The organism is Mesorhizobium sp. CNPSo 4689 (genome assembly GCF_057784325.1).
In genome coordinates, this window is the sequence record NZ_JBWLUZ010000009.1 from 82,287 (window position 1) to 97,177 (window position 14,891).

A 14,891-nucleotide genomic window follows, 5' to 3' on the forward strand; every position below is an offset into this window, starting at 1 on the left:
TACATTAAGGTCGCTCTTTTCTGTAACGAAACGGTGACGCTGACTGTGAAACAGGCAACATAGTCGGCCTTTGGCCGGTTGGCCGCCTGCAAACCAGGCGTTTCCAACGAGTTGAGGCGCGGACGATACAAACCTGTTGGGCCGGTGCCGCACGCGCGGCACGCTGGCATGAAGGGGCAGGAAACCGCTACCGGTCCACGACCGACAGTCTGGGTAGGGGGCTGCCAACCTCAGCGAGCGCCGGCTCCTGCTGCGTTTCGCGGGCATTCACTGTCGCCCCACGCTGAGTGTCGCGCAGTCGGCCAAAAGCCTGCCATTGCTCAGAGACAGGTCTTCCCGTTCCACATCGCGTCCGGAACGACCACCAGCTTGCCGACGAAATCCTTGGCGATGAAGTCCGCTTGCGCCTTGTGGAAATCGGACAGCCTGTAGACGCCGCCGACCAGCGGCCGGATCTTTTTCTCCTCGATGTAGCGCACGATGCGGCGGAAATCCGCGCGCGTGCCCTGGCTCGATCCGTGGAGCTGCAGCTGCTTGAGATACATGGTGCGGAGATCGAGCTGCACCACCGGACCGGCGATCGCGCCCGCCGTCGTGTAGCGACCTTCGGGCCTGAGGATGCGCAAGAGGTCGTTGAAGATGGCGCCGCCGACCAGGTCGGCCACGACATCGATCGGTTTGCCGCCCGTCGCCTCGTTCACGGCGGCCGGCAGATCGGCGACACCGCGGGTGATGACGGCCTCGGCGCCGATATCGAGCACCGCCTGCTCCTTGCCCTTGCCGACGACGGCATAGGGGATAGCGCCGCGCGCACGCGCCAGCTGCACGATGCCCGACCCGACGCCGCCGGAGGCACCTGTCACCAGCACCCGCTCGCCGGCCCTCAGCGCGGCGCGCTCCAGCATCTGCTCGCCGGTGAGATAGGCGCAGCAGAAGGTGGCGAGTTCGATGTCGCTCATTTCGGTATCGACGACATGTGCGTTCTCGGCCGGCACCGCCTGGTACTCGGCATAGCCGCCGTCACGGCCATGGCCCATATAGTCGATGTCGGCGAGTGAATCGTCGTCGCGGTTGTAGATGGAGAAATCGACCATCACCCGCTCGCCGACGCGGTCAGGCGAGACGCCGTCGCCGACGGCGGCGATGGTGCCGACCGTATCGGTACCCTGGATGCGCGGGAAGGTCAGCGTGTTGCCCTGGCGCCGCCAAGTTGATACCGCCGCCGCATCCTCCTCGGTGCCATAGGCGCCCTGCCGCACCCAGACATCGGTGTTGTTCATGCCGCAGGCACTGACCTTGACCAGCACTTCGCCTGCAGCCGGCGAGGGCACCTTCACGTCGGTTCGGTAGACGAGCTTTTCCGGTCCGCCATGCCCGGTGAGCAGCACGGCGGCCATGGTGGCGGGGAGGTTTTTGGTCATGGCGTTCAAGGGTCGATATCAGAGATTGGCAAATACGCTCTTCACCGCATCGGCGGTCTTCGCCACCACGATGTCGGCTTCCTCGCGGGTCAGGCACAGCGGCGGTGCGAAGCCGAGGATATCGCCTTGCGGCATGGCGCGGCCGATGACGCCGCGTTCGGCGAGTGTTGTCGCGATCTGCGGACCGATCTTCTGCGATGGATCGAAGAAGGCGCGGTCGTCGCGGTCCTTGACGAACTCGACCGCCGCCAGCATGCCGTCGCCGCGAACTTCGCCGACATGTTTGTGGCCGCCGACGGCCTTGGCAAGCTCGGTGCGGAAGTAGGCGCCGGTCTCGCCGGCGTTCTTCACCAGATCCATCTCGTCGATCAGTTCGAGATTGGCGACACCCGCGGCAACGCAGATCGGATGCGCCGAATAGGTCCAGCCGTGACCGAGGGAACCCAGCTTGTCGGAACCCTGGACCAGCACCTGCCACACCTTGTCGGCGACGATGACGCCCGAAAGTGGCGCATAGGCCGAGGTCAGGCCCTTGGCGATGGTGATGAGGTCTGGCTTGATGCCGTAATGGTCGGAGCCGAACATCGTGCCCAGCCGGCCGAAGCCGGTCACCACCTCGTCGGCGACCAGCAGGACGTCGTATTTCTTCAGCACCGCCTGGATCTTGTCCCAATAGCCGGCCGGCGGCGGCACGATGCCGCCGGTGCCGAGGATCGGCTCGCCGATGAAGGCGGCGACTGTTTCCGGGCCTTCGGCCAGGATCATCTCCTCGAGCTTGTCGGCGCAGTGCTGCGAGAACTGCTCCTCACTCTGTGAACGGTCGACGCGGCGGAAATAGTAGGGCGCCTCGGTATGCAGGATCGGTGCGCGCGGCAGGTCGAAGGCGTTGTGGAACAGGTCGAGCCCGGTCAGCGACCCGGTCATCACGCCGGAGCCGTGATAGCCGCGCCAGCGCGAGATGATCTTCTTCTTCTCCGGCCGGCCAAGCACGTTGTTGTAGTACCAGATCAGCTTGATGTTGGTCTCGTTGGCATCGGAGCCGGAAAGGCCGAAATAGACGCGGCTCATGCCCTTTGGCGCGCGGTCGATGATCATCTTGGCAAGCGTGATCGAGGCCTCCGTGCCGTGGCCGACATAGGCATGATAGTAGGCGAGGTTCCTGGCCTGGGCGGCGATCGCATCCGATATCTTCTGGCGACCATAGCCGACATTGACGCAATAGAGGCCGGCAAAGGCATCGATGCTCTTCTTGCCATTGTTATCCCAGACGGTGACGCCTTCGCCGCCGGCCATGACGCGGGCCGGCGATTCACCCCGCGCGTGCATGCCCATATGGGTCGAGGGATGGAAGAAGTGGTCGCGGTCCCAGGCGGCGAGTTCGTTGGACTGTTCGAGCATTTTTTTGACTCCTGAAAGGAAGGTCGGCGCAGCCTAGGCTACATCGAGACAAAGGTATTTGAGATCGGTGAAGGCTTCGAGCCCGTGGCGAGACCCTTCGCGGCCGATGCCGGACTGCTTGACGCCGCCGAACGGGATCGGCGCGCCTGTGATCTTCACCCGGTTGATGGCGACCATGCCGTAGTCGAGCGCGCGGCCCAGGCGCAGCTGCCGGGCACCGTTCTCGGTCACGACATAGGCGACGAGACCGTACTCAGTGGCATTGGCGCGCGAGATGACCTCCTCCTCGTCGACGAACGGCGTCACCGCCGCGACCGGACCAAAGGTTTCCTCGCGCATGATCAGCGCCTCGTCGGGCACATCCACAAGCAGCGTTGGCTGGTAGAACAGCGGCCCCGCCGCATGGCGCTTGCCGCCCGCCAGGCAGCGCGCGCCGAGGGCAAGGGCGTCAACGACCTGCTCTTCGACTTTGTTGACGGCACGCTCGTGCATCAGCGGTCCGATGTCGGTTTCATCAGCCAGACCATTGCCCGTCCGCAGCGTCTCGATTCGCTTGGCGAAGGCGGCGCAGAAACGATCGTAGACCGGACGCTGCACATAGATGCGATTGGCGGCCAGGCAGTCCTGGCCGGAGGTGGCGAATTTGGCGTCGAGCGCGATCGCCACTGCCTTTTCAACATCGGCGTCGTCGAACACGATCAGCGGCGCGTGGCCGCCGAGCTCCATCACCAGCCGCTTCATCGTCGGCGCACTCTGCGCGGCGATCAGCCGGCCGATTTCGGTCGAGCCGGTGAAGCTCATGGCGCGGACGCGCGCATCGGCCCACATGGCGCCAACGATGGTCCGCGCATTGCCGGTGAGGACGTTGAAGACACCGGCGGGGAGGCCGGCGCGCTCGCCGAGTTCGGCCAACGCCAGCGCCGACAGCGGCGTTTCAGAAGAGGGATGCGCAACAATGGTGCAGCCGGCGCCAAGTGCCGCTGCAGCCTTGCGCGTCAGCATCGCCGACGGAAAATTCCACGGCGTGACGACGCCGACCACGCCGAGCGGCTCACGCCGCACCATCATCTCGGCGCCAGGCAAATGGCTGGTGACGCTCTCGGCGTTGAGGCGCTTTGCCTCTTCCGCATACCACTCGACGAAGGAGGAGGCGTAGTCGATCTCGCCGAGCGACTCCTTCAGCGGCTTGCCCTGCTCCAGCGTCATCAGCAGCGCCAGATCCTCCTTGGCGGCAAGGATCAGCTCGAACCATTTTCGCAAGATCCTCGACCGCTCCTGCGGCAGCAGCGCCCGCCAGGCCGGAAAGGCGCGCGCGGCGGCATCGATCGCTTTTGTCGTCTGTCCGGCATCGAGCGCGGCAACGAAGGCAACGGTGGCGCCGGTCGCTGGATCGGTAACTTCAAAGCTCTCCGCTGCCTCGCTTGCCGTCCAGTGGCCGTCGACATAGGCGAGGGCGCGCAGCAGCCGGCGGTCGGCGAGGCGGTCGAGCGCTTCATGGCGCAACTGGCGGGCAAAATGCGCGGACATCGATGGTCTCCCGGTGCCGAGGCGATGCGGAAAGACTATTCGCGCGGGGCAGACAGAGAGACTGTTTCACCGCCGGCGCGTAGAGAGATTGTCTCTATTCGCCCCGCGAACCAGACGATCTCTCCGTCTCACGCCTGCAGCGGCAGCAGATCGGCCACCGGCAGCACCGTCTCGTCCTTTACCGTCTTGGTGACGATATAGGTGAAGTAGCGGTCGATGCCGATCTCGCGTTCGAGCAAGGCGTCGACCAGCCGCTGATAGGCGTCGATGTCGCGCGCCATCACCTTCAGCACATAGTCGACGCCGCCGCCGACAGACCAGCAGGCGACGATCTCCGGAATGTCGCGGATGACCCGCTCGAAGCGGTCGAAGTCGGCCTGGCGGTGGCTGGCCAATGTCACCTCCATCAGCACGGTGGCGACCGGGGCGACGGCGCGCATGGCGATCGAGGCATGGTAGCCCGAAACGATGCCCGCCTTTTCCAGCTTGCGCAGCCGCATCCAGCACGGCGTCGGCGACAGGCCGACCTTGTCGGCCAGCGCCAGCTTGGTGATGCGCCCGTCGCGCTGGATGGCGTCGAGGATTTTAAGGTCGATCGGATCGAGTTTGGCTGCGGCCATGGGCGTCCACTTTTTGCTGCACGCCACCATGGGGGCGCATGATTTCGATTGTCAATTGCACTGATTTCGATCTCTAATAAGTCATGACATTGTGGCAACCCGATCCCGCGCTCATTCGCCGCCCGGCCTACCAGTCGCTCGCCGACCAGTTCGCCCGCGCCATCCATGACGGGCGGCTGGCCAACGGTGCCCGGCTGCCGACGCATCGCCGCCTGGCCGACGAGCTGAAGCTGTCGGTGCAGACCGTCAGCCGCGCCTATGAGGAATTGATCCGCCGCGGCCTGATATCAGGCGAGATCGGCCGCGGCAGCTTCGTGCAGACGCAGCGCCGCGAGCCGGAGCCGCCCTATCTGCCGGAGCGGCTCGGCGAAGTCATCGACCTCTCGATCCTGAAGCCGGTCTGCGAGCCGATGCATCTGGAACGGCTGAAGCAGGCGCTGGGCTGGCTGGCCGAGAACCTGCCGTCGAGTTCGGCGTTGTCGTTCCGCCCGAATATGGTGTTCCCGCGCCATCGGGCGGTGGCGGTGGAATGGCTGAGGCTCTGCGGCCTCGAAGCCTCGCCGCAGAACATCAGCCTGACCAATGGCGCCACCGCCGGCATGACCGTGGCGCTGATGAGCGTGGCGCCGCCCGGCTCGACGGTCGCCACCGAGGCCATCGGCCACCACACGCTGGTGCCGCTCGCCCGTTACCTCGGCTTCAACCTCGAGGGTCTGCCGATCGATGGCAACGGCCTGATCCCGGAAGCGCTCGACGAAGCCTGCAGGCTCTCCGATATCCGCGCCGTGTTCGTGCAGCCTTCGGTGATCAACCCGACGGCAACGCTGATGGACGCCGTGCGGCGGGAGCAGATCGCCGCGGTCGCGCGCAAGCACGACATCGCCATCATCGAGAACGATGTGCTCGGCCCACTGGTCGAGAACCGGCCGCCGCCGGTCGCCGCCTTCGCGCCCGAGCGCACGCTCTACGTCACCTCCTTCACCAAGATCACCGTGCCCGGCCTGCGCATCGGCTATCTCGCCGCGCCCGACCGCTATGTCGCCGCCGTCGCCAACCGCCATCTCGTTTCCAACTGGATGGCGACGCCGCTGGTAGCCGAGATCGCCACGAAATGGGTGACCGACGGCACGGCGATGGAGTTGGTGCGCTGGCAGCGTGACGCGCTCAGGCGGCGCCAGGATATCGCCGCGGAAGTGCTGGCCGGCGTCGACTATCGCGTCCACCGCGACGGGCTGCATCTGTGGCTCGAGCTTTCCGGCGACCGCGCCGAAGAGAGCTTTGTCTCGCAGGCCCGTCTGCAAGGGGTGGCGATTGCGCCGGGAACATCCTTCCGCATTGCCGACGCGCCTTGGCACCCCGCCGTGCGCATCTCGCTGGGATCGACCACCGAAGGGGAACTGCGCGCGGGCCTGAGCGTTGTCGCCAAGCTTCTGCTTGGCGATCCGGAACATCTCCTGCTTGCTATCTGATGCATACCGCCTAAAAACCGCAGCGCGCTTTTGGGCACAGATTGCCCTGAAATTGGGCGGCGCCGGAAATATTGTCATGATATTATTTTCCTAATTGACATGATTTCGCGCGTTCCGCATCGTTAAGGGCATAGGCTTCTCCAGAACGGGGAAATTGATTGCCCGCACCCATCATCAAGGTCGACGCCATTTCGAAAAGCTTCGGCGCCTTCAAGGTGCTGGACGGCCTGTCGATGCAGGTCATGCCCGGCGAGAAGCTGGCGCTGATCGGCCCGTCCGGCTCCGGCAAGACGACCATCCTGCGCATCCTGATGACCCTGGAGAAGATCGACGGCGGCCATATCCAGATCGACGGCGAACAGCTCTATCACATGGAGCGCAACGGACAGCTGCTGGCCGCCGACGAGCGCCATCTGGCGAAGATGCGGCAGAAGATCGGCATGGTCTTCCAGCTGTTCAACCTGTTTCCGCACAAATGCGTCATGGACAACGTCACGCTGGCGCCGATGCTGACCAAGGGTGTGGCGCGCGCCGCCGCCGAGAAGCGGGCGATGGAATTGCTTGAGATGGTCGGCATGGCCGACAAGGCGAAGGCGATGCCGGCGCAGCTTTCCGGCGGCCAGAAGCAGCGCGTGGCGATTGCCCGCGCACTGGCGCTGTCGCCGAAGATCATGCTGTTCGACGAAGTCACCTCGGCGCTCGACCCTGAGCTGGTCGAGGAGGTGCTGAACGTCATGCGCAAGCTCGCCGCCGAGACCGACATGACGATGCTTCTGGTCACCCACGAGATGGGCTTCGCCCACGACTTCGCCGACCGGGTGCTGTTCTTCGACCGCGGCAGGATCGTCGAGGAAGGCAAGCCCGACGAGATTTTCCGCCACCCCAAGCAGGAGCGCACGCAGGGGTTCCTGAAGAAGATCATCGCGGCCGGACACCGTGTCTGACCGCTATGCAACGGGCGGCGAACGCCGTCCCGAGGCGATGAAGTCGTCCTTAGAGGCGGCGAAGCCGTCCTCAGGGCTTAAACGCCCAAATCGAGCAAACCGAGAAGACAGAACAAGGAGTTGGGAACAGTGAAAAAACTTGGCATTCTGGCCGGCGTCGCCGGCCTTGCACTGACGGCCGTTCTTGCCGCCTCGAGCGCCGGCTCGGCCGACGACAGCAAGCTCGAGCAGTTGAAGGCACAGGGCTTTGCCCGCGTCGCCATCGCCAACGAGCCGCCCTATACGGCGGTCGCCGCCGACGGCAAGGTCTCGGGCGCGGCCCCCGACGTGGCGCGCGAGATCTTCAAGCGCCTCGGCGTCGGCGATATCGTCGCCTCGATCTCAGAATATGGCGCCATGATCCCCGGCCTGCAAGCCGGCCGCTTCGACGTCGTCACCGCCGGCCTGTTCATGAAGCCGGAGCGCTGCGCGGCGGTCGCCTATTCCGAGCCGGTGCTGTGCGATGCCGAGGCGATGCTGGTCAAGAAGGGCAACCCGAAGGGCTTCAAGAGCTATGAGGATGTCGCCAGGGACACGACCGCGACCATCGGCGCGCCGGGCGGCGGTACCGAGGAGAAGCTGGCGCTCAATGCCGGCGTGCCGCGCGAGCGCGTCATCGTCGTGCCGGACGGCCAGAGCGGGTTGAAGATGCTGCAGGACGGTCGCATCGATGCCTATTCGCTCCCCGTCCTGTCGATCAACGACCTGGTCAAGAAGGCCAACGATCCGAACCTCGAAGTCATCGCCCCGGTGCAGGGCGCGCCGGTCTATTGCGATGGTGCGGCCTTCAAGAAGGGCGACGAGGCGCTGCGCGACGCCTATGACGTCGAGCTTGCCAAGCTGAAGAAGTCGGGCGAGTTCGCCAAGATCATCGAGCCCTACGGCTTCTCGGCAGCAGCGGCGATGTCGACGACGCGCGACAAGCTCTGCGCCGCGAAGTAGGGCGCGCCTACTTCCTTCTCCCCGTTCACGGGGAGAAGTGGCTCGAAGAGCCGGATGAGGGGCGGCACCATACTTCGGTTGGTTCGCGCTGCCCCTCATCTGCCTGCCGGCATCTTCTCCCCGTGAACGGGGAGAAGGACCCAAGAACCGCCAACGTTGGAACCCAGATGACCCAGTGGTCCGGCTATCTCGGTCTGATATTGCAGGGAGCGCTTGTCACCATCGAGCTGACGCTGATGGGGTCGGTGCTCGCTCTGATCATGGCCTTTCTCGCCGGTATGGGGCGGCTGTCGCGCTTCTTCGTGCTGCGGGCGCTCGCCACCGCCTACATCGAATTCTTCCGCGGCACCTCGATCTTCGTGCAGCTGTTCTGGGTCTATTTCGTGCTGCCTCTTGCCGGCATATCGCTGACGCCGCTGCAGGCCGGCGTGCTGGCGCTGGGCTTGAATGTCGGTGCCTATGCGGCTGAAGTGGTGCGCGGCGCCATCCAGTCGGTCGGTCGCGAGCAGTATGAGGCTTGCATCGCGCTCAATCTCGGCCGCTGGCAAGGCATGCGCCATGTCATCCTGCCGCAGGCGCTGCTGGTCATGCTGCCGACCTTCGGCAACAACGCCATCGAGCTCCTCAAGGCGACCTCGGTCGTCTCTCTGATCTCGCTCGCCGACCTCACCTTCCAGGCGCAGGTGGTGCGCTCGCAGACCGGCAACACGCTGATGCCGTTCACCACCATTCTCGTCATCTATTTCGTGCTGGCGCTCATCATCTCCTGGGGCGTGCGCTCGCTGGAACGCCGCATGGCGCGCGGCCTCGACGGAGTGCGCGTGTAATGGACTGGGATTGGAACTTTGTCAGAGAGATCCTGCCGACGCTGATCCAGGGGGTGAAGATCACCATCCTGGCGACGCTGCTAGGCTCGGTGCTGGCGGCGATCGTCGGCCTGGCGATCGCGCTGGCGCGGCGCTCGCCGAACCGGGCCGTATCGCGCAGCGTCGGCTTCCTTGCCGAATTCATCCGCGGCACGCCGCTTCTGGTGCAGCTCTATTTCATCTTCTACGTGCTGCCGGATTTCGGCATCCTGTTGCCGCCGCTGGTTGCCGGCATCATCGGTCTCGGGCTGCACTACGGCACCTACACGGCGGAAGTTTATCGCGCCGGCATCGACAATGTGCCGCGCGGCCAATGGGAAGCCGCCAAGGCCTGCAATCTGAGCGCCGGCCAGACCTGGACCCACATTATCATCCCGCAGGCAATCCCTCCGATGATCCCGGCTTTGGCCAATTATTTCATCGCCATGTTCAAGGAGACGCCGCTGCTTTCGGCGATCACCGTGCTGGAGCTGATGAACCAGGCCAAGAGCGTCGCCAACACCTACTACCGCTACATCGAGCCAATGACCCTGGTCGGCGCCTTCTTCCTCGTCATCAGCCTGTTCTCGGTCGTGCTGCTGCGCTGGCTGGAACATCGCTACGGCAAGATCGAAAGGTAGCTTTTCATGAAACCGCTGCCCGAGATCAGACTGATGCCGACCAGGCCGGCGCTCGACGCGCGTCCGTTGGAGAAGCGCGTCGGCCTGATCATCCTTGCCACCGACCACACCAGCGAACCGGATTTCCGCCGCATGGTGGCGAGCGACAGGATCGGCGTCTATATCGCCCGCATCCCCTACAAGAATCCGACCACGCCGGAGAATTTGCGCAAGATGCAGCCGGAGCTGTCGGCCGGCGCGGCGCTGATCCTGCCGGACGAGCCGCTCGACGCCATCTGCTATTCCTGCACTTCGGCCTCGGTGGTGATCGGCGATGCCGAGATCGAGGTAGCGGTGCAGGTCGCCAAGCCGGGCGTACCGGTGGTGACGCCACCCATGGCTGGCGTGCGTGGGCTGAAAGCGCTGGGCGCGAAAAGGATCAGCATCCTCACCCCATACACCGTCGAGACCAGCCGGCCGATGGCGACCTATTTCGCCGAGCGCGGCTTTGACATACTGAGCTTCACTTGTCTTGGCTTCGAGGACGACCGCGAGATGGCGCGTATTGCGCCGGCCTCGCTGGTCGAACTGGCCCGGGAAGCAACGCATGCAGAGGCCGATGCGTTGTTTGTCTCCTGCACGGCACTGCGGGCAGCCCTTGCGGTGCCCGGCATGGAACAGGCGATCGGTCTCCCCGTTGTCACCAGCAACCAGGCCAGTGCCTGGAACTGCCTGCGACTTTGTGGCGACGACAAGCAGCGTCCCGAATTCGGCCGGCTGATGACGCTGCCGCTTGGTTGATAAGATGACAGAGGTCACGCTTCAGCATATTCGCGCAGCGCGCGACCGCATTGCCGGCAAGGTCGAGCAAACGGTGACCGCGCTTTCCCTGAGTCTTTCCGAGCACTTGGGTGCACCGGTTTACCTCAAGCTCGAACACCGCCAGACCACCGGCAGCTTCAAGCTGCGCGGCGCCTCGAACGCCATCGCCTCGCTAAGCCCTGAAGAGAAGTTGCGCGGTGCTGTCGCGGCCTCGACCGGCAATCATGGCCGGGCGCTCGCCCATGCGGCAAAGCTCGAAGGCCTGCGTGCGGTGATCTGCATGTCGCGGCTGGTGCCCGAAAACAAGCTCGACGCCATCCGCCGCCTCGGCGCCGACATCCGCATCGTCGGCAACAGCCAGGACGACGCGCAGCAGGAAGTCGAGAAGCTGGTCGCCGAACAAGGCCTGGTCATGCTGCCGCCTTTCGATCATCCTGACATCGTGGCCGGGCAGGGGACGCTGGGTCTGGAGATCATCGAGCAGGTTCCGGACGCGGCAACGGTGCTGGTGCCGCTGTCCGGTGGTGGGTTGGCTTCGGGCGTTGCGGCTGCCGTCAAGGGCGTCAGCCCGAGGACAAAGGTCATCGGCGTTTCGATGGCGCGGGGCGCAGCGATGAAGGCGAGCCTTGATGCCGGCCGCCCGGTCGAGGTCGAGGAACTGCCGACACTGGCGGATTCGCTTGGCGGCGGCATCGGCCGCGACAACCGGTTGACCTTTGCCATGTGCCGCGACCTGCTCGACGATGTCGTGCTGCTCAGCGAGGATGAGATCGCCGCCGGGATCCGTCACGCCTATGAGCAGGAACGAGAGATCGTCGAAGGCGCCGGTGCGGTCAGCATCGCCGCGCTGCTTGCCGGCAAAGTCAAAGCCAGCGGCCCCACGGTGCTCATCCTATCCGGCCGCAACATCGACATGACGCTGCACCGGAGGATCGTCTGCGGTGAAGTGCCATCAACCGTGGAGCGTGCCGCATGAGCCGGATGACCATCCTCACCGAGGCCGAACTGCGCACAATCGTGAAACTCGATCTCGACGCCGTCGCTTGTGTCGAAAATGCCTTTCGCGCGCTTGCCACCGTGCCGGTGGCGATGCCGCCGATCCTGCGTCTCGACATCCCCGAGCATCGCGGCGAGGTCGACGTCAAGACCGCCTACGTGCCGGGCATTGACGGCTTCGCCATCAAGATCAGTCCCGGCTTCTTCGACAACCCAAAACTCGGCCTGCCCAGCGTCAACGGCATGATGGTGCTGTTGTCGTCAAAGACCGGACTGGTCGAAGCATTGCTGCTCGACAATGGCTATCTGACCGATGTCCGTACTGCCGCCGCCGGGGCGGTGGCGGCCAAGCATTTGTCGCGGCCGGACTCCTCCGTTGCCGCGATCTTCGGTGCCGGTGTGCAGGCCGGGCTGCAACTGGAAGCGTTGCGCCTGGTGCGGCCGATCGAAGAAGCCCGCATCTGGGCGCGCGATGCCGCCAAGGCGGAAGCCACCGCGGCCGGCCTACGCAAGAAGCTGGGCATCATCGTGCGCGCCGAGCCCGATGCTGCAAAGGCGGCTGCCGGCGCCGACATCATCGTCACCACCACGCCGTCGACCGAGCCGCTGATCAAGGCCGGGTTTATTGTGGCCGGCCAGCACATCACCGCTATGGGCTCGGACGCCGAGCACAAGAACGAGATCGCGCCGGCGATCCTGCGCATGGCCGATCTCTATGTCGCCGACAGCGCCAAGCAGACCCGGCGTCTCGGCGAATTGCATCACGCCATCGCCGCCGGCGTGATGGAAGCCGACGCCGATGTCACCGAACTCGGCCAGATCATCGCCGGCGAAAAGCACGGCCGGCGCTCGGCCAGCGACATCACTGTTGCCGACCTGACCGGCACCGGTGTGCAGGACACCGCAATTGCCACACTGGCTCGCGACCGCGCACGGGCCGCCAACGCCGGAACCATTTTCGAAAGCTGATACTGGCCGCGAGGCCCAAAAAACGAGGATCAAGAACAATGCAGCCAAACCTGAAATTCTCGCGCGGCGAATATGCGGAGCGCCTCGCCAAGACCCGGAAGGCCATGGAGGCCAAAGGCGTCGATCTCCTGATCGTCAGCGATCCCTCCAACATGGCATGGCTGACCGGCTATGATGGCTGGTCGTTCTATGTGCATCAAGCTGTCATCGTACCGCCGTCGGGCGAGCCGGTCTGGTATGGCCGCGGCCAGGACGCTAATGGCGCCAAACGCACCGCCTACCTCGCCCACGACAACATCGTCGGTTACGCCGACCACTATGTGCAGTCGACCGAGCGCCATCCGATGGATTTTTTGGCCAGCGTGCTTGCCGATCGCGGCTGGGGCAAGCTGACCGTCGGCGTCGAGATGGACAATTACTGGTTCTCGGCGGCTGCCTTCGCCTCGCTGCAAAAGCACCTGCCCAATGCCCGTTTCGTCGACGCTACCGCGCTGGTCAACTGGCAGCGCGCGGTCAAAAGCCCGACCGAGATCGACTATATGCGCAAGGCCGCCCGCATCGTCGAAGCCATGCACCAGCGCATCGTCGACACAATCGAGGTCGGCATGCGCAAATGCGATCTCGTCGCCGAAATCTATGACGCCGGCACGCGCGGCGTCGACGGTATTGGTGGCGACTATCCGGCGATCGTGCCGCTGCTGCCATCGGGCGCCGATGCCTCGGCGCCGCATCTGACCTGGGACGACAAGCCGATGAAGTCGGGCGAGGGCACCTTCTTCGAGATTGCCGGCTGCTACAATCGCTACCATTGCCCGCTGTCGCGCACGGTTTTTCTCGGCAAGCCGACGCAGGAATTCCTCGATGCCGAGAAGGCGACGCTGGAAGGCATGGAGGCCGGCCTTGCCGCGGCCAAGCCCGGCAACACCTGCGAGGACATTGCCAACGCCTTTTTCGCCGTTTTGAAGAAGTACGGCATCGTCAAGGACAACCGCACCGGCTATCCGATCGGCCTGTCCTATCCGCCGGACTGGGGCGAGCGCACGATGAGCCTGCGCCCCGGCGACCGCACCGAGCTCAAGCCCGGCATGACCTTCCACTTCATGACCGGCCTGTGGCTGGAGACGATGGGTCTCGAAATCACCGAGTCGATCCTGATCACCGAGGCGGGCGTCGAGTGCCTGGCCAATGTGCCACGCAAACTGGTGGTGAAGGATTGAGCCCGATGTCCAGTCTTCGTCCGTCGCCGATCGCGCCGACCGTCGACTTCGAGCGCGACGGCGTCCAGCACGGTTTCCTGCGCTTGCCCTACAGCCGCGACGACTCCGCCTGGGGTTCTGTGATGATCCCGATCTGCGTCATCCGCAACGGCAAGGGGCCGACGGCGCTGCTTACCGGCGGCAACCACGGCGACGAATATGAGGGGCCGCTGGCGCTCTATGACCTTGCCCGCACGCTCGACCCGAAAGAGGTCAGCGGCACCGTGATCATCGTGCCGGCGATGAACTATCCGGCCTTCCGCGCCGGCACGCGCACCTCGCCGATCGACAAGGGTAATCTGAACCGCAGCTTCCCCGGCCGCCCCGACGGCACCGTGACGGAAAAGATCGCCGACTACTTCCAGCGCGAGCTTCTGCCTCGCACTGACATCGCGCTCGATTTCCATTCCGGTGGCAGGACGCTCGACTTCGTGCCGTTCTGCGCCGCCCACATCCGCCCCGACAAGGTGCTGGAAGCCAAGGGTTTTGACGCGGTCGAGGCGTTCTCGGCACCGTGGTCGATGAAGATGCTGGAGATCGACGCGGTCGGCATGTTCGACACCGCCGCCGAGGAGATGGGCAAGCTGTTCATCACCACCGAGTTGGGCGGTGGCGGGACGTCCCGCGCGGAGACCGTGCGGATTGCCCGGCGCGGCGTGCTCAATTTACTGCGCCATGCCGGCATCGTTTCTGGTGCGGTCGAGAAGGTCAGAACCCAATGGCTGGATATGCCGTCGGGCGAATGCTTCTCCTTCGCCGAGGACGACGGCATGATCGAAACGATGGTAGATCTCGGCGAGAAGGTGGAAGAGGGGCAGGTGCTGGCCCGCATCCATTCCGTCGGCCGTACCGGTGTCGCGCCGCACGAGATCAGGGCCAGGATGTCGGGCTTGCTGGCGGCGCGGCATTTTCCTGGCTTGGTCAAGGCCGGCGATTGTGCAGCCGTCGTGGCCGTGTTGGTCGGTTGATGATCTCCGATGAAGGCCCGTCAGGGCCGAGCAATCGTCGTACACGGATCTTTCG

General features: G+C 64.7%; 14 protein-coding genes. 10 read left to right on the top strand and 4 right to left on the bottom strand.

Annotated features, from left to right (window positions below):
- Window positions 1-320 precede the first annotated feature (320 nt).
- The 4 genes from AC04SI_RS15295 to AC04SI_RS15310 form a co-directional block, all read right to left on the bottom strand.
- Window positions 321-1,430: an alcohol dehydrogenase family protein gene (locus tag AC04SI_RS15295; RefSeq protein WP_488474433.1), complete on the bottom strand. Its 1,110-nt coding sequence runs from the start codon at window positions 1,428-1,430 to the stop codon at window positions 321-323.
- A gap of 9 nt (window positions 1,431-1,439) precedes the next feature.
- Window positions 1,440-2,819: an aminotransferase gene (locus AC04SI_RS15300; RefSeq protein WP_488474434.1), complete on the bottom strand. Its 1,380-nt coding sequence runs from the start codon at window positions 2,817-2,819 to the stop codon at window positions 1,440-1,442.
- Between the two features lie 33 nt (window positions 2,820-2,852).
- Window positions 2,853-4,346 (bottom strand): NAD-dependent succinate-semialdehyde dehydrogenase, encoded by a 1,494-nt coding sequence (locus tag AC04SI_RS15305; protein ID WP_488474435.1) that lies wholly within the window; start codon window positions 4,344-4,346, stop codon window positions 2,853-2,855.
- A gap of 128 nt (window positions 4,347-4,474) precedes the next feature.
- Window positions 4,475-4,966: an Lrp/AsnC family transcriptional regulator gene (locus AC04SI_RS15310; RefSeq protein ID WP_120013821.1), complete on the bottom strand. Its 492-nt coding sequence runs from the start codon at window positions 4,964-4,966 to the stop codon at window positions 4,475-4,477.
- 83 nt (window positions 4,967-5,049) lie between these two features.
- Between AC04SI_RS15310 and ehuR the strand changes: the two genes are divergently transcribed.
- The 10 genes from ehuR to doeB all read left to right on the top strand — a co-directional run bounded on the left by ehuR (window position 5,050) and on the right by doeB (window position 14,836).
- Window positions 5,050-6,435: a MocR-like ectoine utilization transcription factor EhuR gene (gene ehuR / locus AC04SI_RS15315; RefSeq protein WP_404278946.1), complete on the top strand. Its 1,386-nt coding sequence runs from the start codon at window positions 5,050-5,052 to the stop codon at window positions 6,433-6,435.
- Window positions 6,436-6,593: 158 nt separating this feature from the next.
- Window positions 6,594-7,379 (top strand): ectoine/hydroxyectoine ABC transporter ATP-binding protein EhuA, encoded by a 786-nt coding sequence (gene ehuA / locus AC04SI_RS15320; protein WP_006206685.1) that lies wholly within the window; start codon window positions 6,594-6,596, stop codon window positions 7,377-7,379.
- A 147-nt stretch (window positions 7,380-7,526) separates the two neighbouring features.
- A complete protein-coding gene (gene ehuB, locus AC04SI_RS15325; protein ID WP_404279056.1) occupies window positions 7,527-8,360 on the top strand; it encodes an ectoine/hydroxyectoine ABC transporter substrate-binding protein EhuB in 834 nt (277 codons plus the stop codon).
- A 167-nt stretch (window positions 8,361-8,527) separates the two neighbouring features.
- Window positions 8,528-9,187, top strand: coding sequence for an ectoine/hydroxyectoine ABC transporter permease subunit EhuC (ehuC, locus tag AC04SI_RS15330; RefSeq protein ID WP_404278944.1), 660 nt, complete (start codon window positions 8,528-8,530; stop codon window positions 9,185-9,187).
- Window positions 9,187-9,846, top strand: coding sequence for an ectoine/hydroxyectoine ABC transporter permease subunit EhuD (gene ehuD / locus AC04SI_RS15335; protein WP_404278942.1), 660 nt, complete (start codon window positions 9,187-9,189; stop codon window positions 9,844-9,846). Before ehuC ends, ehuD begins: the two co-directional genes overlap by 1 nt.
- A 6-nt stretch (window positions 9,847-9,852) precedes the next feature.
- The gene (eutA, locus tag AC04SI_RS15340) at window positions 9,853-10,626 is read left to right on the top strand and encodes an ectoine utilization protein EutA (RefSeq protein ID WP_404278940.1); all 774 of its coding nucleotides are present in this window, start codon (window positions 9,853-9,855) and stop codon (window positions 10,624-10,626) included.
- 4 nt (window positions 10,627-10,630) lie between these two features.
- On the top strand, window positions 10,631-11,623 hold the full coding sequence (gene eutB / locus AC04SI_RS15345; protein WP_404278938.1) for a hydroxyectoine utilization dehydratase EutB: 993 nt from the start codon (window positions 10,631-10,633) through the stop codon (window positions 11,621-11,623).
- Complete coding sequence (gene eutC / locus AC04SI_RS15350; protein WP_404278936.1) at window positions 11,620-12,612, top strand: ectoine utilization protein EutC; 993 nt, start codon at window positions 11,620-11,622, stop codon at window positions 12,610-12,612. Before eutB ends, eutC begins: the two co-directional genes overlap by 4 nt.
- Window positions 12,613-12,650: 38 nt before the next feature.
- Window positions 12,651-13,829 (top strand): ectoine hydrolase DoeA, encoded by a 1,179-nt coding sequence (doeA, locus tag AC04SI_RS15355; RefSeq protein WP_404278934.1) that lies wholly within the window; start codon window positions 12,651-12,653, stop codon window positions 13,827-13,829.
- Between the two features lie 5 nt (window positions 13,830-13,834).
- Window positions 13,835-14,836: a N(2)-acetyl-L-2,4-diaminobutanoate deacetylase DoeB gene (gene doeB / locus AC04SI_RS15360; RefSeq protein WP_404278932.1), complete on the top strand. Its 1,002-nt coding sequence runs from the start codon at window positions 13,835-13,837 to the stop codon at window positions 14,834-14,836.
- The last annotated feature ends 55 nt before the right edge of the window (window positions 14,837-14,891 follow it).